At 66.0% G+C, this 17,937-nt stretch carries 18 protein-coding genes; 6 read left to right on the forward strand and 12 right to left on the reverse strand.

What is annotated here, in order from left to right:
• Positions 1 to 825: 825 nt before the first annotated feature.
• From ABC337_RS09320 to ABC337_RS09355, 8 genes are all read right to left on the reverse strand, one after another.
• Positions 826 to 1,506: a curculin domain-containing protein gene (locus ABC337_RS09320; protein ID WP_412884209.1), complete on the reverse strand. Its 681-nt coding sequence runs from the start codon at positions 1,504 to 1,506 to the stop codon at positions 826 to 828.
• Between the two features lie 327 nt (positions 1,507 to 1,833).
• Positions 1,834 to 2,178 (reverse strand): hypothetical protein, encoded by a 345-nt coding sequence (locus ABC337_RS09325; RefSeq protein WP_412884208.1) that lies wholly within the window; start codon positions 2,176 to 2,178, stop codon positions 1,834 to 1,836.
• Positions 2,179 to 2,361: 183 nt separating this feature from the next.
• Positions 2,362 to 2,949 carry a hypothetical protein gene (locus tag ABC337_RS09330; protein ID WP_412884207.1) on the reverse strand — a complete coding sequence of 196 codons (588 nt, stop codon included), beginning with the start codon at positions 2,947 to 2,949 and terminating at the stop codon, positions 2,362 to 2,364.
• A 5-nt stretch (positions 2,950 to 2,954) separates the two neighbouring features.
• The gene (locus ABC337_RS09335; RefSeq protein WP_412884206.1) at positions 2,955 to 3,923 is read right to left on the reverse strand and encodes an ABC transporter permease; all 969 of its coding nucleotides are present in this window, start codon (positions 3,921 to 3,923) and stop codon (positions 2,955 to 2,957) included.
• Complete coding sequence (locus ABC337_RS09340; RefSeq protein WP_011689704.1) at positions 3,916 to 4,818, reverse strand: ABC transporter permease; 903 nt, start codon at positions 4,816 to 4,818, stop codon at positions 3,916 to 3,918. The genes ABC337_RS09335 and ABC337_RS09340 overlap by 8 nt, the downstream gene beginning before the upstream one ends.
• Entirely contained in the window at positions 4,815 to 5,552 is a 738-nt protein-coding gene (locus tag ABC337_RS09345; protein ID WP_237429493.1) for an ABC transporter ATP-binding protein, read from the reverse strand. Before ABC337_RS09345 ends, ABC337_RS09340 begins: the two co-directional genes overlap by 4 nt.
• A gap of 91 nt (positions 5,553 to 5,643) precedes the next feature.
• On the reverse strand, positions 5,644 to 6,966 hold the full coding sequence (locus ABC337_RS09350) for an alpha/beta hydrolase (protein ID WP_412884205.1): 1,323 nt from the start codon (positions 6,964 to 6,966) through the stop codon (positions 5,644 to 5,646).
• Between the two features lie 158 nt (positions 6,967 to 7,124).
• Entirely contained in the window at positions 7,125 to 7,463 is a 339-nt protein-coding gene (locus ABC337_RS09355) for a hypothetical protein (protein ID WP_011689707.1), read from the reverse strand.
• Positions 7,464 to 7,649: 186 nt separating this feature from the next.
• On the opposite strand from ABC337_RS09355, the gene ABC337_RS09360 reads away from it, so the two are divergent.
• Together ABC337_RS09360 and ABC337_RS09365 are read left to right on the forward strand one after the other, a co-directional pair.
• Positions 7,650 to 9,104 carry an ATP-binding protein gene (locus ABC337_RS09360; RefSeq protein ID WP_412884204.1) on the forward strand — a complete coding sequence of 485 codons (1,455 nt, stop codon included), beginning with the start codon at positions 7,650 to 7,652 and terminating at the stop codon, positions 9,102 to 9,104.
• A 130-nt stretch (positions 9,105 to 9,234) separates the two neighbouring features.
• Positions 9,235 to 9,516 (forward strand): hypothetical protein, encoded by a 282-nt coding sequence (locus ABC337_RS09365; RefSeq protein ID WP_011689709.1) that lies wholly within the window; start codon positions 9,235 to 9,237, stop codon positions 9,514 to 9,516.
• A 91-nt stretch (positions 9,517 to 9,607) separates the two neighbouring features.
• Here the strand turns inward: ABC337_RS09365 and ABC337_RS09370 are convergent, their stop codons facing one another.
• Positions 9,608 to 10,291 (reverse strand): response regulator transcription factor, encoded by a 684-nt coding sequence (locus ABC337_RS09370; protein WP_237429497.1) that lies wholly within the window; start codon positions 10,289 to 10,291, stop codon positions 9,608 to 9,610.
• A gap of 156 nt (positions 10,292 to 10,447) precedes the next feature.
• Here ABC337_RS09370 and ABC337_RS09375 point away from each other — a divergent pair, with 156 nt between their 5' ends.
• A complete protein-coding gene (locus tag ABC337_RS09375; RefSeq protein WP_412884203.1) occupies positions 10,448 to 11,176 on the forward strand; it encodes a phosphatase PAP2 family protein in 729 nt (242 codons plus the stop codon).
• A 70-nt stretch (positions 11,177 to 11,246) separates the two neighbouring features.
• Complete coding sequence (locus ABC337_RS09380; protein ID WP_412884202.1) at positions 11,247 to 13,919, forward strand: bifunctional lysylphosphatidylglycerol flippase/synthetase MprF; 2,673 nt, start codon at positions 11,247 to 11,249, stop codon at positions 13,917 to 13,919.
• 83 nt (positions 13,920 to 14,002) lie between these two features.
• Here the strand turns inward: ABC337_RS09380 and ABC337_RS09385 are convergent, their stop codons facing one another.
• The 3 genes from ABC337_RS09385 to ABC337_RS09395 form a co-directional block, all read right to left on the reverse strand.
• On the reverse strand, positions 14,003 to 15,106 hold the full coding sequence (locus ABC337_RS09385) for an alkaline phosphatase family protein (RefSeq protein WP_412884201.1): 1,104 nt from the start codon (positions 15,104 to 15,106) through the stop codon (positions 14,003 to 14,005).
• Positions 15,107 to 15,294: 188 nt separating this feature from the next.
• Positions 15,295 to 15,999 carry a DedA family protein gene (locus ABC337_RS09390; protein WP_373993043.1) on the reverse strand — a complete coding sequence of 235 codons (705 nt, stop codon included), beginning with the start codon at positions 15,997 to 15,999 and terminating at the stop codon, positions 15,295 to 15,297.
• 81 nt (positions 16,000 to 16,080) lie between these two features.
• Positions 16,081 to 16,566 (reverse strand): Chromate resistance protein ChrB, encoded by a 486-nt coding sequence (locus ABC337_RS09395; RefSeq protein ID WP_412884200.1) that lies wholly within the window; start codon positions 16,564 to 16,566, stop codon positions 16,081 to 16,083.
• A gap of 698 nt (positions 16,567 to 17,264) precedes the next feature.
• On the opposite strand from ABC337_RS09395, the gene ABC337_RS09400 reads away from it, so the two are divergent.
• Together ABC337_RS09400 and ABC337_RS09405 are read left to right on the forward strand one after the other, a co-directional pair.
• On the forward strand, positions 17,265 to 17,396 hold the full coding sequence (locus tag ABC337_RS09400) for a hypothetical protein (protein WP_400160376.1): 132 nt from the start codon (positions 17,265 to 17,267) through the stop codon (positions 17,394 to 17,396).
• On the forward strand, positions 17,393 to 17,887 hold the full coding sequence (locus ABC337_RS09405; protein ID WP_412884199.1) for a hypothetical protein: 495 nt from the start codon (positions 17,393 to 17,395) through the stop codon (positions 17,885 to 17,887). The genes ABC337_RS09400 and ABC337_RS09405 overlap by 4 nt, the downstream gene beginning before the upstream one ends.
• The last annotated feature ends 50 nt before the right edge of the window (positions 17,888 to 17,937 follow it).

Genomic DNA, 17,937 nt, shown 5'->3' on the forward strand with positions numbered 1-17,937 from the left:
GCCCAACGTGCCGGCGGCGCGGACGATGTCGGGGTAGGGGACATCAGGCGAGCGGTGCGCGGTCGTGGTGCCGATACGTGGTCGTTATAGAGCGTTGCTGGAAAACGGCGGGTAGCTGGAGATTATGTAGTCGGCGGCGGCGGGACCTGCGATTCTTCGTCGAGTCTTGCCTGGTTCTACTCCGTGGTGTTGGAGCGCGTCGCGGAAGTGGCGGGCCTCGAGGGGGCTGATGCGATGCAGAATGCACCAGCTGGTGTAGAGCCCGTAGAGGCAGTCGGACCCGAGGGGTTCCTGAGTCTGGTCCGGAATTGTTGCTTCCAGGAGAAATTGCGTGATGTGTGAGGTGGGCATATCGCCTCATTCTGCGCGTGTGCGTTCTTTCCACCGGACTGCTTCAGTGGCTTCCACCGCACCCTGCACCTGGGGGCGGGCATCCGGCCCCGAAGGGCATATCGGATACACGCGAATCTACGTGGTGTACTTTGCACCGTCCACTTTCCAGTGGACGGTGACTACGGCATTTTTGTGGCTGCCCGGAGGCCGGTGGCTGTGCTTCGCATTCGGAGCAGAAATTGTGCCCACTTATCGTTCGTGCGGCAAAGGCGAGCGGCTCCTGCACTCCACTCTGAGTCAGCCGCCAGACTGTACCGGCGCGTCTCCCCTGCAGGGCCACGGATTGGAGCTCGATTTCCTGGCGCGAGGTGCCCTGGCGGTCATGTCGTCGAGGCGGGTGTCTTTTCCACCCTACGATTGCCGGCGGGCCGCCGCCGGCGATTTTGTTCGCAGTGCCAGTGACGGGTACGGAATGCCGCCCTCTTGCGGCCCTTAGTGGGTTCCCGTTACCCATGTTGGGTTTCCGTCGGGCCGGTAGATGACTGCGTTTCCGTCGTCCTGGATGACGAGCCGGCTTCCGGGGTTGTTATCGGTTTCGGTGTCCCACACGTATTCGTCGTTGGGGCCGTAGAGGACGAGGTTCCCGTCGGGCTGCATGATGCATGCCCCGGCGCCGCGGCCGTTGGTCCCGGAGTCCCACAGGGGTCCGTCGGGGCCGTAAAAGACGAGGTTCCCGTCAGTCTGGTAAAGAAGTCCGTAGAGCCCGTTGGCGGATCTGATTCCGTGGGTGGGGGTGAGTGTTGATCCTGACTGCAGGACGTGGGAGTCGGCGCTGCCTGGCGGCTGGCATGTTTCTGTAGCCCACAGCGGGGAACCGTCGGGCCGGTAGATGACTGCGTTTCCGTCGTCCTGGATGACGAGACGGCTTCCGGGGTTGTTATCGGTTTCGGTGTCCCACACGTATTCGTCATTGGGGCCGTAGAGGACTAGGTTCCCGTCGGCCTGCATGATGCATGCCCCGGCACCGCGGCCGTTGGACCCGGAGTCCCACAGGGGCCCGTCGGGGCCATAAAGGACGAGGTTCCCGTCCGTTTGATAGAGCAGCCGGTAGCGGCTGTTCGGAGAGGTTGCTGCGGAGCCGGGGCGGAGTGCTGTTTCCGGGTGCAATGTCATGGCCGTTCCCCGTCGGTTGTGGTGATGAATCGTGGACGCATCTCCGGGCGTTGGTTTACGGCGGCCCGGTCCGGAGGCGGAGACAGCGGTGCGCGGGTTTGGATCAGGTGGTGTCTGAGTACAGCGATGTGGTCGCCGGGGTGGACGGCGAGCAGACTGCGCAGCCGGTGCCTGGCGGGTGCGGCTGTTGGGTCCGTTCCTGACAGGACGGTCCGGATAATGTCCTCCGCCTGTGAGTCCAGTGTCATGGAGGTGTCGTCATCACGTTCTGCGTGGCTGGCATTTGCCTCAGTCAGTGCAGTCAGGGGTTGCTGAGAACTCATGGGGTTATCCTTCTTCTTTTTCTTCTTCTTCGATGCGGACGCTTCGGCTAATCGGTTTTGATCTTTTGTCCGCGCATGGACGGGCGGGGCCGTGCGGCCGGCCGGTCGCCTGTCCCTGCCGCGCTTGGGTGGTCAGTTGCGGCGGCCGTCTGTACGCGTCATCGATGACGATCCCTGAATTGTGCAGGTTTTGACTGGTGCCGGCCTCCGGCCCGTGGCGGGAGTTTAGGTGGTCCCGCCGTGCCGGGCGATACGTGGCGGCCGGAGGTGTTGCTTTGGGCCGCCCGGAGGTTTGGCTTTGGTCCTTTTTCGAACGTACCACGCGGCCGCGGCGGATGATCCAGGTCATGAGCTGGCCCCCTGCTGTCGGTCCGCCGGGCGCGGAGGTTCGGGGCAGGCAGCCGGGTTCGGGCTATTAGGGATCTGCATGATGGTGCCTCCTGCGGTTTCGTTCCGGTACTACCAGCATGGCTGGCGGTTCCTGAGGGCGTCCTGAGTCTTATTCCTGCACCAGTACTTGACCGGTAGGGGGTTAGTCGATTTTTTCTCCGGTGCCTTTGGCTTTCGTGGCGGTGGCGGTGACCGGGGCGAGTCCGGGTGCGGCGGCTTCGACGCTGATTTTTACTTCGTTCGTGGAGGTTCGGTAGAGGCTGTATTTGTTCTCCGGGTAGTGCCCGGTGCCGGTGGCGTTGTCGAAATACACTGTCGCTGACGTATCAGGTGCCAGGGTCAGCCCGTCGAGTTTCTGGTAGTAGGACTCTGTCTGTCCGGTGGCGGTGTCTTTCATGGTGTAGTACACCTCCAGGCCGGTAAGCGGCGCGGGGGTGGAGTTGCTCAGGGTGAACTGAAGGCGGTCCGGAACTGCGGCGTTGGTTTGCGGGTCGGTGTTGTCTTCGGCTTTGGCCTTGCTGATGGTCAGTCCGGGGGCGGTCCCGGTGGCGGTGATGGGGTTTTTTGTCACGGGAAGTACGGTCGCTGCGGGGCCGGCCGCGGCGGTGCCGGTGGTGCCGGCCGTGGGGCTGCCGGGGCCGGAGGCCCCTTGCCAGATCAGGATGGCGGCCAGGATGGCGATGGCGATGAGGGCCAGAGGGAGGATTCTTCTAAGGGCGGGCGTTTTCATTGTTCTTAGGCCTTTCGGAGGAGTTTGTGCCGGGTGGCGGCCAGGACCGCGGAGCCCGTTGCTGCGGTGAAGCCGGCGAGGAGCCAGAGGGTGTGGTTGAAGGTCTGGGCCCATACATAGGCGGGGCTCTGTTGGTTGTATTGGTTTTTGATACCGAGCCAGGCGAAGAGGGGGCGTTCGTATTGTTTGGTGAGGGAGGTTTGTTCGATGAGGTCGCGGGCTGTTTCGTAGCCGGTGAAGTTGGCCATAATGGCGTGTTCGTGTGCTTTGTCGATTTGGAGGCCTGCGAACAGCCCTCCGGGGATCTGGTTGTCCGGATCCATGGTGTCGCCGATCTGGGGGATCACCAGAACGACGATGAGCCAGAGGACCAGGGCAAGTACCAGGCCGGTGGCCGGGGTCCGGGTGAGGGCGGCCAGGGCCAGCGCGGCGAGCGACCACATGGTCAGGTAGATGGTGGTGTGGGCTGCGGCGAGTACTAGTCGGGTGAGGTCTGTGCCGGTCAGGGGGGCGTTGCCGGCGATGAGCAGGGCCCCGGTGATGACGGAGAACAGGGCTGCGGTGACGGCGGCCCAGATGGTGAAGGCGGCCAGGATTTTGCCGGCGGCGAAGCTGTGGCGTCCCAGGGGACGGGTGAAGATCAGTTGCAGGGTGCCGTTGTTTTTTTCCTTGGCGATCAGTCCGTAGCCGAGGATCACGGCGAAGAGTGCCCCGACGATTTCCAGGTACTCCATCGCTGCCCGCAGCATCTGCAGCGGGAAGAGGTCCGGGGGTGGGGCGGTGACGGTGCCGCCGCTGGCTTTGAGGGCGGCCAGGTAGCTGGTGTAGTCAGCGGTTTTGGCACGGAAGTCTGCGGCCGCTACGAGGACGGAGAGCACGACGATGAGGGCCAGGAAGGTGATCAGCAGCCGCATGGAACGGTTTCGGGACAAGTCCCGGATTTCCTTCCCGCAGAGCGTGAGGAGGCTAGTCATGGAGTTCCTTTCGCATGCTCGCGCGGCCGGTCAGGACGATCAGGGTGACCCCGACGGCGAGGAAGGCCAGGATGACCATGATCCCGCCGGTCATCGTGCCGCTGGCCTGGGGGTCCTGCAGCAGGATCGAAGCGACGTGTTTGAACTGCTCCCCGAGGGACAGGGGGCCGGTGAGGGAGCCGGTGACGGCGAAGATCCCGGTCTGCGGGGCCGCAGGAGGTGTCACCGGGTTCAACAGCGAGACCGGGTGAACGGCGGTGCCGAGCAGGGGCAGGACGAAAATAATGACGCTCCAGACCACGATGGGAACCAGGAGCGCGGCGGTGTAGCTGGAGGCGTGGAGCCCGGCCAGCATGCCCAGGGCCACGAAGAAGAGCAGGAAGATCCATGCCAGGGCAAAGAGGGCGGTGAGCCGGAGCAGCTGGCCGGGCGCCGGGATGCTGCCGGTGACCGCGCTGATGGAGGCCATGCTGATCAGCGCCGAGGCCGCCAGCACGCCCAGGAGTCCCAGGCTGATGCCGGTAAATTTCGCGGCCAGGTACCCGGCCGGGGACAGGCGCCGGGTCAGGACCAGGTCGATCGTCCGGGCACGCCGGTCCCGCATCCCGGACTGCACACCGGTCACAACGGCCAGGAGAGCCCCGATCAGGAGGATGTAAATGACGGTATTGCGGGCGTAGTAGAGGGCCGGGACGTTGCCGAAGGGGTTAGGGGCACTTGTCAGTCCCTGGCCGGCGGCTGAGTTGTACACGTTCGTGACGGTTGCCTTCGCGGCCGAGCCGATGAACGCCGAGACTGCGGTCATGCCGATAAACACGGCCAGGAGCAACTGGGGCAGACGTTCACGTCCGGCGCTGCGCAGTTCATGACTGACGGTGGCGGCCCAGGGATTCATGACGGGGTGCCGGCTTCGATGTGGAGGTAGATGTCTTCCAGGGATGCCTGGTCGGGGAAGGCCCCGAGGGTGGCCGCGACGGAGTTCTGGTAGATCAGCCGCCCTGAGCTGAGGATTCCGATGCTGGTGCACGTTTTGGTCACTTCGGCCAGGAGGTGGGTGTTCATGAACACCGTCATTCCCAGTGACTGGTTGAGGCCGATGATGATTTCCCGCAGGTTGGCCACCCCTTGCGGGTCCAGCCCGGAGGTCGGTTCGTCCAGGAACAGCACCGCCGGTTCGTGCAGGATGGCCTGGGCGATGCCGGCGCGTTGACGCATCCCTTTGCTGAACGTGGACATTTTCTCGTGGCCGTGGCCGGTGAAGTCCACGGCTTCAAGGGCCGCTTCGATCCGGGCTGCGGGGGCCGCTATCCCGGAGAGCCTGGCGAAGAACGTCAGGTTCTCGGTGAGGGTGAGGTTGTCGTAGAACTGGACATTCTCCGGCAGGTAACCGATCGAGCGGCGCACCAGGTCAGCGCCGGTGGCCACGTCATGGCCGGCGATGCGGGCTGTGCCGGACGTAGCCGGCAGCAGGGTGGTTAGGATGTTCACGGTGGTGGTTTTACCCGCCCCGTTGTGTCCGAGCAGCCCGAAGATTTCCCCTCGAGGGACCTCGAGGCTCAGGGCCTGGAGGGCCTGCTTGGATCCGTAAGCCTTAGCCAGTGAGCTGGTTTCGATTGCCATGTCCGTCATACACCGCAACTTATGACGACGCCGGTAAGAGAAACCTGAGGACGGGCCTGAACCCCTGAACCCCGGACGCTCGTTCTTGAGCCCCCGGGCGTCAGCGGCTCAGGCCGAGGGCCGGAGCCAGCCAGTCCAGGGCCGGTCCCATCGTTTGTCGGGGGATCTCCCAGGAGTGCCCCTGGCCCGGGACCAGGGCGGTCCTGACGCTCATGCCGGCTTTGGCGGCCGCGTCAGCGGTCCGGGCCTGGTATCCGGAGAACGTTCCATCCTGCGCCCCGGCGGCAAGGTAGATCCTGCTGTGGCTGTAGTGCCCGGCGGCCAGGACCTTCAGGGGCGAGACCGCATCGAAGGCTGCCGTGTTGCCGCCGAACGCCTGGGCGATAGTTGCGGACCGGTCCGGGCCCAGCGCGGGTTCGGCTTCGCCGCTGAGGTCGATCGCTGAAGGGTAGATGTCCGGGTGCAGGGCGGCCATCTGCAGGGCGCAGGTCCCGCCGAAGGAGAACCCGCCGACCGCCCAGCGGGCCGGGACCGGATCCACTCTCAGGGTGGTCTTGATCCACGCCGGAACATCGGTGGCGAGATAGGTGCCGGCGTTGGCGATCTTCGAATCCATGCACATGGTGTTCCCCGGCGCCGAGCCGTTGACATCCGGGATGACGACAACCGGGGCGAGCCCTTCGTGCGCTGCTGCGAAGGCATCCATGGTTGTTGCTACTCCTCCGGCGGTGATCCAGTCCGCCGGTGAGCCGGGCTGGCCCGCCACCAGGACCAGGACAGGCATCGCCGGCCGGGACGGGGCCTGGTAGGCCGGGGGGAGGTAGACGTACCCGGGGCGTGCAGCGAAACCTGAAACGTTACCCGGGATCTGCACCGAGCTTATCGTCCCGGCCGCGGGGAGCCCCGGCGGTTTCACCCAGGTCGAGGCCACCGGGCCGGTCTTCGGGCCGGGAGCCGGCCCGGGCATGGTGCGGGGTACCGCGCGCGCGGCCTGCGGCAGCGCCCCGATGGCGGCGGTACTGGCCCCGGTCATGTCACCCAGGGTCCGGTACGCGGCGTAGTAGATGTTCACTTGTAACGCCGCCACCAGAATCAGCGCCGTCATGGCCACCGGTGCCAGGATTCTGCGGCGCCGGGAGCTTCCGGCCAGGTTCAGCCCGGCCAGCAGCACAGCCCAGTACGCGAGCCCCATCCACACGGTCACGGGCAGCGGCAGCTCCTGGGCCGAAACCCCCGCGGCGTGGACCAGAACCCAGCCCGTCCCCGCAGCCAGCAGTGCCGCGGCCAGAAAGGCCCCGCCCGTGGCCATCCACCAGCGCCGCCGGCGGCGGATCAGCAGGAAGAGCGCGGCCGCCGCGGCAGCAACAGCGGTGCAGGCCGGGACTGCCCCGCTCAACAGCTCCACTCCGGTCAGGGTGATCATGCGGTCCTCTAACAGGTCAGGACATTGTGGACGCCGGGGGTTTGTTACCGGGGACAGGAGGACCCGCGAAGCCGGGGTGCTTCGCGGGTCCTGGTATGCCGGCGGTGAGGGCTGGGGGGTCCGTGGCGCCGGCTGGTTTCTTCCCTGGGTGCCCGGTGTTACGGGGTTCCGGGGGCGTCGCCCGGATCGGTGTGCTCACCGGTCTGTTCGACGTTCGGTCCGGTATCACCGGGGGCTTCAGGGGCGTCTGCCTTTTCGGTTCCCTCGGCCGCGCCCGGGGCGTCGGCGGCGTCGCCGGGCGTGGCCTTCTCCACCGTGCCCGGCGCGTCGGCCGTGTCACCCGGGGTGGGGGTATCCGCGGTGACGGACTGGGTGGTGGTCGGTGACGGGGAGGGGGTGGCAGCGTTTGCTGCCCCGATGCCGAGTCCGGCCAGGCCGAGGACTCCTGCGCTGACGATGACGATTTTTGTCCTGGCTTTCAGGTCTTTGACGTTCATGTCCGGCTCCTTTCGTGGCGGGTTGCGGGTCCGCCGGCGCCTCCCGGTGCGGGGGGCTATGGATCCAGTGTGTCCCGCGGGACCTGAGAGGACCCTTAACCCGGTTGAGATCCCGCTGAACCGGATCCGGTACCCTGCCACGGGAGGGGTTTGGTATCTGCACCGTGCCGGGCCCATCCTTGGATTATGGATACTGACCGGGTTCTGCCCTCTGCCGGCGGCGCGCGGTGGGGTGTGCGCAAGCGCGCCACGGCAACTGCGGTTCTGGTGGTCGCGGCGGCTCTGGCCGTGGGCGGGCTGGTCCTGCTCGTGTTGCTGCAGACCTCTCTGGTCGCTTCAACGGAAACGGCCGCCCGGCGGCAGGCGGCGGATGTGATCGCGCAGATCTCCGGGCAGGATGTCGCCGAAGCGGGCCAATACATTGTCTCGACCGCCCACACCGGCCAGTATGTGCAGATCCTTACTCCCGGCGGGGCGGTTTTTGCCGCCTCGGTGCCGGCGGCGAAGACGGTTGCCCTCACTTCCCTGCGGCCCGGTCACGGGCAGACTCTCACGCAGGATGTGTCCGGGCTGCCCAGTCTGCGCGATGATGATGATTTCCTGATCGTCGCGACCGGCGCCGACGTCGGCGGTCGCCTTTACACCGTCGTCGTGGCCGCGACGGTGCAGGTCCAGGCGGATACGGTGTCCACCGTGGCCTGGTTCATCCTCGGAGCCACCCCGCTGTTACTGGTAGTTGTGGGCGTGTCGGTCTGGGTGCTGGTGGGCCGGTCCCTGCGGCAGGTTGAACGGATCCGCGGCCAGGTCGCAGGGATCAGCGCCCGGAACCTGGACGGCCGCGTTGACGTCCCGCCGACCAGTGATGAGATCCAGGCGCTGGCGGAGACGATGAACATGATGCTGGGCAGGCTGCAGGCCTCGGACCAGGAACAGCGCCGCTTCGTCTCGGATGCCAGCCATGAACTCCGCAGCCCGCTCGCGACCCTCAGTGCCGGTGTGGAGATCGCCGCCGCCGACGCCTCGGGGGCGACGTGGGAACACATGAAAACCGTTCTCGCCGGCGAAACGGCCCGCATGCGGTATCTGGTCGAGGATCTGTTGACCCTGGCCAAAACGAACGACGGCGGCCTGCGCCTGGAAACTACAGATGTGGACCTCGACGATGTCCTGAACGAAGAAGTCCGCCGGTTTCGCTCCACCAGCACCCGCCGGATCGAAGCCAGCCTCGAACCCTCCCGGATCACCGGGGACCCGCGGCGCCTGGCCCAGGTCATACGCAACGTCCTGGACAACGCCGACCGGCACGCCGCGTCCCGGATCAGCATCACGTTGCGCAACACCGGCAGCGGGGCACAGATCACGATCGATAACGACGGCCCGCCGGTGCCGGCGGCCGACCGGGAACGGATCTTTGAACGGTTCGTCAGGCTGGATCAGAGCCGGTCCCGCGAAAGCGGCGGCAGCGGCCTTGGCCTGGCCATCGCCGCCGGCATCATGACAGCCCACCACGGCTGGATCCGCACCGGCGAAACCCTCGGCGGCGGATGCCGCTTCGAACTGGGCTTCGCCCCGGCACCGGAACCCCGCCAACCAAAGGACCCGGTCACGGCGGGAGACCCGCGGGCGCCGGATACCCCGTAAGAGTCCGGCCGGCTTCGCAGCCATCCGGGAGCCCCGGCCCGGCGCCGGCGGTATCCGGACCGCGGAAGCCGGGGTTGCGGGACGGATCGTCACAGCGGTTCCTCAGCAGCGGTGAGGAAGTGTGGTCCCCATGAACCTTCGCAGCATACCCGGCACCGCTTTGGCGGTCGTCGTCGCTCTGAGCCTCGGGATGGGCTCGGCGTCCGCGGCGGAGCACGGAAAAACCCCGCCGCCGGCGACACCTGCCCACACTGCCGCCCCGGCAGTACACAGCCCCGGAGGCTCTGACCTGGACGTCCTCACCGGCTACCCCAAGGAAGTCCACACCGATGAGCGGCTGATCGAGGAGGAACTCGAATTCGGCGAAGCTGCCCCGCATACACACCGGCGGTTCCACGCCGGCACCGCCTAAGCCAGCCCCGGCCCGACCGGCACCGGAACCTCCGCAGGCGGCCTCAGGCGCCGCACCGGACCAGGACAATCAGGGCAAGGGCGGAGGTTTTTCACCCGGCCGGCCGGTCGGCGCCCAGCATGTACCCCATGCCCCGGACCGTGGCCAAGGTCTGCAGCCCGAACGGGGCATCGATCTTGCGCCGCAGGTAGCCGATATAGACCTCCACCACGTTGTCGCCGCCTTCAAACGCCGGATCCCAGACGTTGTCGAGGATCTGGGCTTTGGACACGACCTGGCCATGGCTGCGCATCAGGTAATGCAGCAGACCGTACTCCCGGGCCGTCAGTTCGATGACGGTATCGCCCCGGCGCACGCTGCGGCTGCCCGGGTCCAACGTCAGCGAACCCACCGTGAGGGTGACAGGCCGCTCCGGCGCGCCCCGCCGGATCAGGGCACGGATCCGGGCAACGAGGACGATAAAGCTGAAAGGCTTGGTCAGGTAATCATCAGCTCCCAGATCGAAGGCGTCCGTCTGGTCGTATTCCCCGTCCTTGGCCGTCAGCATCAGCACCGGGGTCCAGACCAGCCGCTCCCGCAACTCCTTCAGAACGTCGTAACCGTTCTTGAGCGGAAGCATCAGATCCAACAAAATCACGTCGTACGGGTTCTCCGTCGCCGCCCACAACCCACTGACACCATCATGGGTGACATCCACCACGAACCCCTCGTTGACCAGCCCGCGCCGGACCGTCTCGGCCAGCATCTTTTCGTCCTCGACCAGCAGAACCCGCATGTCCGCACCCCTTTCCTTTGATAGCTGCAGTATCCCGGAGTCCTGTTGTGCGGAACCTGAGAAACGTCGAAGCCCCTCTCAGGTTCTTCTCAGAGCCGGTGCCGCAAGCTGGTGGCACGCCCCGCGCATCAGCACTCGAACTGTCAGGACTGCACCATGGATACCTCCCCGGCCCGCCGGAGCACAATATTTCCCGGACTTCAGTCCTGGTGGTGGGTCACCGTGGCTGCCTCCATCTTCGCCACCACCGCCGCGGCCGGAATGGTGGCGAAGTCTTTCGGGCCGGTGTCACCGGAACTGGGACTGGACATTGCCCTGAGCCACGGCCGAAACAGTGCCCTAACCGGGTTGAGCGAGGCCATCCACTACGGACTGGGACCGGTAGGAGCGGTGACGCTCGTCCTGGTCATCTGCCTGTATCTGCTCGGGGTCCGCCGCAACCCGGTGCAGGCGGTGGCGTTCGGGTCCGTCGTCGCCGCCGGCTGGCTGGCCTCATCAGCGGTCAAAGCACTGGTGGGCCGCTCCCGGCCGCCGGGGGACGTGACAGCGTCCCTGGTCGTTGAAACAGGCCACAACAGTTTCCCCTCCGGCCACACGGCCTTCGCCGTCTCCCTGTTCCTCGCCGCCGTGCTGGTCCTGGCCCGCAGCAAGGGTCAACGGCTGGCAGCGCTGGTCGCGGGTTCGCTTTTCGCAGCAGTCGTCGCGTTCTCCCGCCTTTACCTCGGGGTCCATTACCTCAGTGACGTGGTCGGTTCGGTGTTCATCAGCACCGCGGCGGTCCTGGCCTGGTCGCCGGTATGGAATACCCTCATTGCACCCCGGATCGGCCGCGTGCAGCTGATCCGGAAGTTAGACCGCACGGCCACGGACCGTACCCGGGGGTAACCCGGGCGGAAAGAGGCCCTGGAGGGCCACTCCCGTGTCAGCGTGCTACCCCTCCGTTGAAAGGAACCCTGTGGCTGCGACCCCTCAGGAGCCCGGGAAACCGGTCATTCCAAGGGCACTGGCCTTTGCGCTCCGGCAGCTGCGCCGCGCGCCGGCCACACTTGGCTGGATTTTCATCTTTTGGGCCGCCGGAACGGTGTCGTCCAGTCTCATCGACGGCCCGTCCGGGACCCTGCGCCCGAACGTGGCCGCAGCCGCACACTCTGTGCCCGGCCACTGGTGGGCGCTGCCCGCCTCAGGTTTCTGGGCGCATAACCTGACCGGGTACCTGCTCGGAAGTGCCCTGACCCTGGTGGTGGGGCTGGCCCTGGAACCACGGATGGGCAGTGCGCGGTTCGCTGCAGCCGCCCTTGGCTCCCAGATCCTGGGAATCGCCGCCGCTCTTGGCTTCCTGGCCGCCGCGCACCAGGTGATGGGTGCCTGGACACGCGAAATGAGCGGGCACCTCTTCCTCGGCCCCAGTGCACTCATCACCGGGGCACTGATGGCCGGCACGGCGACCATGCCCACCCTCTGGCGGCGGCGGATCCGCCTGGCCGTCTTCGCCCTGCTGATTCTGCTGGCCCTCTATACAGGCGGGTTCGCGGATTTGGTCCGGCTCGGAGCCGCCGTTGCCGGCGCCCTCCTCGGCCCGGTCCTGCATGGCAGGGCACCCCGGTTCGGCCGTCCCGTGACCTCCCGGCACGAAGGCCGGGTCCTGGTCGCCCTGCTGGTGGCCGTGTCCGCCGTCGGACCTGTCGTCGCCGGCCTGGCCCCGCACGCCGCCGGGCCCCTCTCGGTGTTGCGGTTCCTGTTTACGAACATCCAGCCCGTAGACCCGCAGACACTCCAAAGCCTCTGCACAGACCCTGGACAGGCCAAGGAATGCGCGAGGGCGCAACTGCAGCTGCGCGCCGGTGCCGGCGGGATCTTCATGGCCGTCCTCCCGTCGTTCTTGTTGCTGCTGCTCTCCGACGGGCTGCGGCGGGGACGCCGCTTCGCCTGGGCCGGCGCCGTGCTGATCGAGCTGGCATTGTCCGTTCTGGCAGGAATCACCATTGCCGCAGCGTTGTCCCCGGTGCCCGCAAACACCGCTGCCGGCGAAGCGGCGGGCCCTATCGAGGTCCCCGGCTACACACACCCGTTGGCCCTGATACTGCCGCTGCTGCTGCCGGTGGCACTGACGCTGGTGCTGCTGCTGACCCGCAAATTGTTCCCCCTCACCGCCCCGGCAGGAACCTACCGGAGCCTCGCGGTCAGCGCCGGGAAAACAGCCGCCGCCCTGGCCTCGGTCTACCTGCTCGCCGGCATCCTCCTGGCCCCCGGCTTCACGCCCGTTCCGGCGCCGCTTGACCTGCTGGCCGATATTCCCGACAGGTTCCTGCCGCTGGGATACCTGTTCGATCTCTCCCCGGCGTTCTTCCCCCAAAGCACCCCCGCGGTCATCCTCTATGAAGGCACCGGCACCGTCTTCTGGGCCGTCACCGCCGTCCTGATCCTCAAAACATTCCTGCACCCGGTCCCGGCCCAGCACGCCGCCGGGACCGCCCGGGCCCGGGAAATTCTGAAAACAGGGCAGGGCAGCACCCTGTCGTGGATGACAACCTGGCCGGGGAACACCTACTGGTTCTCCGCCACCGGAGAAAGCTTCATTGCCTACCGGACCATCGCCGGGATCGCCCTGACCCTTGGAGGCCCGGTCGGCCCCGGGCACCAGGGAAAGTCCTCTTTGGCGGAGTTCACAGCATTCTGCACCGGTCACGGCTGGACACCGTGCTTCTACTCCGTACCCCAACACCTGCGCGACCACGCAGCTTCTCTTGGCTGGGGATCCGTGCAGGTAGCCCAGGAAACCATTCTGGAACTGGACACGCTGTCCTTCAAAGGAAAAAAATTCCAGGACATCCGCACGGCCCTGAACAACGCGGCCAAAAACGGGATCCGCGCCGAATGGACCACCTACCATGACGCACCCCTCACCCTGGCCGCCCAGATCCAGGAAATCTCCGAAGAATGGGTAGCCGATAAAAAAGTCCCGGAAATGGGCTTCACCCTCGGCGGCCTGGACGAACTCAACGACCCCAACGTCCGCCTGCTGCTCGCCATCGACGACACCCACCAAATCCACGCCGTTACTTCCTGGCTGCCCGTCTACCGCAACGGCGCTATCGAAGGCTGGACCCTGGACTTCATGCGGCGCCGCAGCACAGGGTTCCGTGCCGGCATCGAATTCCTCATCGCCTCCGCAGCCCTGGACCTCCAAGCCGAGCGCTGCCGCTATATCAGTCTCTCCGGAGCACCACTGGCCCGGCACGCCGGCACCACACCATCCACCGCGGAAACCCCCGAAACGGGAGGAACCGGCGGCCTCGACCGCTTCCTAGGCCGGCTCGGCGAGGCCCTGGAACCTGTCTACGGGTTCAGGTCCCTGCTGGCATTCAAAGCGAAATTCCAGCCCCGCTACGAACCCCTGTACATGCTCTACCCTGACGCGGCCGCCCTTCCGGCCATCGGCAACGCCATCACCCGCGCATACCTCCCGGCCATCAAACTCCGCGAAACCCTCACACTGGCCCGCCACATCCTCGGACGCGCCACATACAAAAAACCGCCCATCAACCAGACCGGCCACCAGTCACCCTCCCGAAACCCCGGTGAGGAGCACACGGTGAAACCTCACGCCCCGAACCCGCCGCGGCCGTAACAACCGGCGCACGCTCCGCCTGAGCAAAACCCGACCGCAAAACGAAGGGCCCCTTTCACCCCCTTTTTGCGGAGCGGCGTTTCCTAGGGACCGGAACGGTAAACGTCGGTCCCGAAGGTGTTGACCCCCGGTTCGCCGGCGCCCGCGAGACGGGGCAGGGCGAAGATGTCTTCCATGGTGGCCAGCAGGCTGTAATGGTTGTAGGGGCGGTCCGAGCTGCTGCCCGGGGCGGTGAACGGGGAGAGTACCAAGGCGCCGACCTTTCCTCCTGCTGTGCCGCCGGTGACGCCCGTCGAGGGGCCGACGGCCCCGCCGTCGGCCTCGTCAAAGGTGATCACGAGCATGCCGTCCTGCTGGTAGGCGGGGGAGGCCAGGATCGCCGGCACCTGGCTCTTCAACCATTCATCCGCCGTACCGAGGCCGCCGGCGGTCCCGTCCACGCAGGGACTGTCGTGCCCGTCGTGGCAGAGGTTAGGGGTGATGTAGGAGAGGTTGGCCGTAGTGTTGACCGACTGCAGGTCCTTTGCGAGCCTGGAGTAGTTGACGACGTTTTTGGCGCAGTCCGGGGTGGAGGTCAGGGAACGGAAATAAACGAACGGGTTGTGGCGGGTGCCGTACTGGTCACCGGGGGAGGCCGCCACATGTTCGTCGACGGCACCGAGCTCCGGGTGCTGGCAGGGTGCGGACATGTCTTCCATGTAGCCGCGCCAGGCTTTCGCCTTGGCGCTCAGTTGCCCGGCGATGGTGGGCACCTCGGCAGGGAACACACACCCGTCGCCCATCAGCCGTCCCTGTGAATCAACACCCGTGCCGGTAAACGGCGTGTAGACGGGGCAGTCCTTTTTGGTGCTCACGTTAGGCGGCTGCCCGGAGATCTGGGCCAGATAATTGGGCAGCGAGTTGTGCGAGATGCCGTAATAGTTGGTCAGCAGCACGCCCTGGGAGCGCAGAGTTCCAGAGAGGTACGGGGCCGGGGAACCGCTGCCCCACACCCGGTCATAACCCTTGTTCTCCAGATTGATCACGAACACGTGGCCCGGCGTGCCGGACCGTTGTCCCTGCACCGGCCCACCCTGCGACTGGCAGGCCGCCGCCGTGACGAGGAGGGCGCCCATCGCCATCAGCGTGGCGGTCTGGGATCGCCGCGGGAGCGTGCTCTTCCATAGCGAACGAGTTCGGGCTGTCACGCTGAGCTCCTGTCCTCAGAATTTTCCTTGACGGATACCCCTGCGGCGACGCCGCAAAGTTCCCGGCCCCTGCGACTGAGCCTGCCAGAAATGAGCCTTTGGGATGCTCTGATCTTCCTGCGGGCAACCTGTGAAGGAGCAGCCGCCGGAAAGAGCTTCGGCCGGTCCACGGCGCCTGCGTCCCTTGTTCAGGATCTTTCGTGCTCCCGTCCCTGAGCGGCGGCGGTACGTCGTCGGCTCTTGAGCAGTTCCACTGCGATGGGGACGAAAGAGATTACAACGATGACAACGAAAATCAGGTCAATGTTCGAACCGATCCACTCGTAGCGTCCCAGCCAGAACCCGAGTAACGTCACCCCTACGCCCCACAAGGCAGCCCCGATGGCATTAAAGGCGAAGAAGGAACGGTAACTCATCCCGGCGACGCCGGCCGTGACCGGAAGGAACGTCCGCACCACCGGAACAAAGCGGGCCAGAACAACGGACCGGCGTCCGTACTTCTCGAAAAAGCGGTGCGCCTGGTCCACGTATCTGCGTTTGAAAAACCGGGAATCCTCTTTCCGAAATACCGCAGGCCCCGCTTTGCGGCCGATCAGATACCCGGCCTGGTCGCCTACGAAAGCGGCCACGAACGCGGCGGCCGCCAGAAACAGAATATTCACCTGAATAGTGCCGGTGGCCACCAGCAATCCCGCCGTGAACAGAAGCGAATCCCCCGGCAGGAAGAACCCGACCAGAAGACCGGTCTCGACGAACAGGAACACACACACGACCCCGACGACCCATGGAGCCAAGGCAGGATCACGCAGGAACTCGTTCGGATCAAGCCACGGCGGGAGCAGCCCGGCAACGGGTCGGGACAACACACCGGCAGGCAACGCCAAAGAAACCATGGCCCTCACCATAGGGCAACCATGCTGAGCAGACGCTGAGAACAGCTGCCCGGTGCAATCCGCAACGACCGGGCCCGTTCCTCAAACCCGGCACTCACACGCCGCCGGTAAATTCCCTGCCCGGGCCACAGCCGCTTCAGCTGACGCGACGACCTCAAGCCCGATCACGTCCAGGCGCGCCAAGCGACGGACGTCCCGTTGAAGGGCATGTAGATCCGTCGACAGCCCACCCCGCCCGCACCCGGCCGCGGCCGCGGCAGCAAGACCTGTGCACCTGCCGGTGATAGCCTCTGCCTCGGCCGTGAGCCGTTCGGAAAGTTTCACCTCGAACACCTCATTACTGGCGCCATTGTCCGTCGTGGTGGCCATGACAACGATGTCACCGCCGCCGGCCAGGGCATGCCTTACGGCGGCATCCACGGCCGGACGATGCATCACGGTATCCGGGATAGCCCAGACACCCCCGGAAACGGCGACACCTCCGCCGTCAGCGAGAGCGGCGTAAACGCGGCGCCGATACCGGGGTGCAGCGCCACGGAGCCTGACTATCAGCACCAACCACGTCATGGACCCCAGCTTATCGGGCGCCGTTGGCCACACCCGGCCGCTCCGAATCCAGTGTGCGCACGGACTGCCCGGAACAATAGGTGTCCGCCACCCCTATCCGCGCCGTACAACCTGCCCCGGCGGCCAAAGAGACTCCGAAGCAGGGGCATTCCGACGGGAGAGCCCTACATGCATCGCAGCCCGCGCGGACATCACAGGCCCTCGGTACTTCAGCGGCAGCACAGCAGGAAGAAAAAGCCTCCGCCGCGGTCGCCGGAAGACTGCGGCCCCGGTAAGTGTGCGCCCGGTCCGTAGCTCCTAATGGCCGACCAGCCGCCCGCACAGCGTCGAAGGACTGGTGCGTCCGACCCCGGTGAAGCCGCCGAAACAGCGCCCCGAATTGACGCCGTCTTTTGGTGGACCATACAGGAAGCTCGGTTATGCTGGCGCAGATCGTGCAACTGCCGTCCGGCTGACCAGCACGTGCCTTCCATCCCGGCCGGTACCGATGGTTAGTCAGAATGTGATCAGATCTAGGAGATTGGGTACACATGACCACCGCCAACCCTGCCCCCGGGGGACCTTTGTCCACGGCGCCGGATAGCCCCGCTGTCCGGGTCGTGGTCGTAGAAAATCCGCATTGTCTCCAGGAGGACCTGGCCGTCGCCGTGAAGCAGGTCCGGGACACCGCAGAGTCGGGGGACAGACGAGGAATCCTAATGACCCGCCTCGGCCAGTCGCTGTTCACGGTGGAGGCCAGCCCCGACGTACCGTACGGAACCACCCTCGAGAGGGACCTCTGGAGGCGCCGCGCCGTCCCGGGCTCTGATCAAGCAGCACCGGTCCTGTGATACCCGACCCCGACCAGGTCCAGGGAAGTCTGTGGAGAACGGACCCGATAACGCTGCGGGAAATCGTCCTGGACAGGGAGGCGCTGTGGGCCCGCCTCGACTCCTGCCCTGCCCTTGAACGGGTGTGGATCTTATCGCTTCTCGGCCAGCCAGAGGAAGCCATACGCGCCGGCCACGCACTGGCGGCAACAGCCCGGGACCGGCTCCTACCCCTGTTGGTGCTCGCCCGCGCCTACCAGCGCCAATACGCCTGGCATGAGGCGGCCCGGGTCCACGAAGAAGCACTACAACTGGCCGGGACCCGCGTCCGCGAGGCCATGGTCCGATACCAGATCGGCAGGCGACTGTTCGACGAAGCCCGCTACCGCGAGGCAGCTGCCGAATTCGAATGGGCACGCGACCTCTACCGAACCTCGAACACACCCGGGCAAATGGTTCGCACGTGCCAAGACGCCCTCGACAGAGCCCGCGAGCTGCTAACCGGGCTCTAAGCCCTGCCGAACGCAAACCGGGACGACGCCGGACCATGCCAGGGCTGTCT

The organism is Arthrobacter phoenicis (assembly GCF_047238215.1).
Taxonomy (GTDB): domain Bacteria; phylum Actinomycetota; class Actinomycetes; order Actinomycetales; family Micrococcaceae; genus Arthrobacter.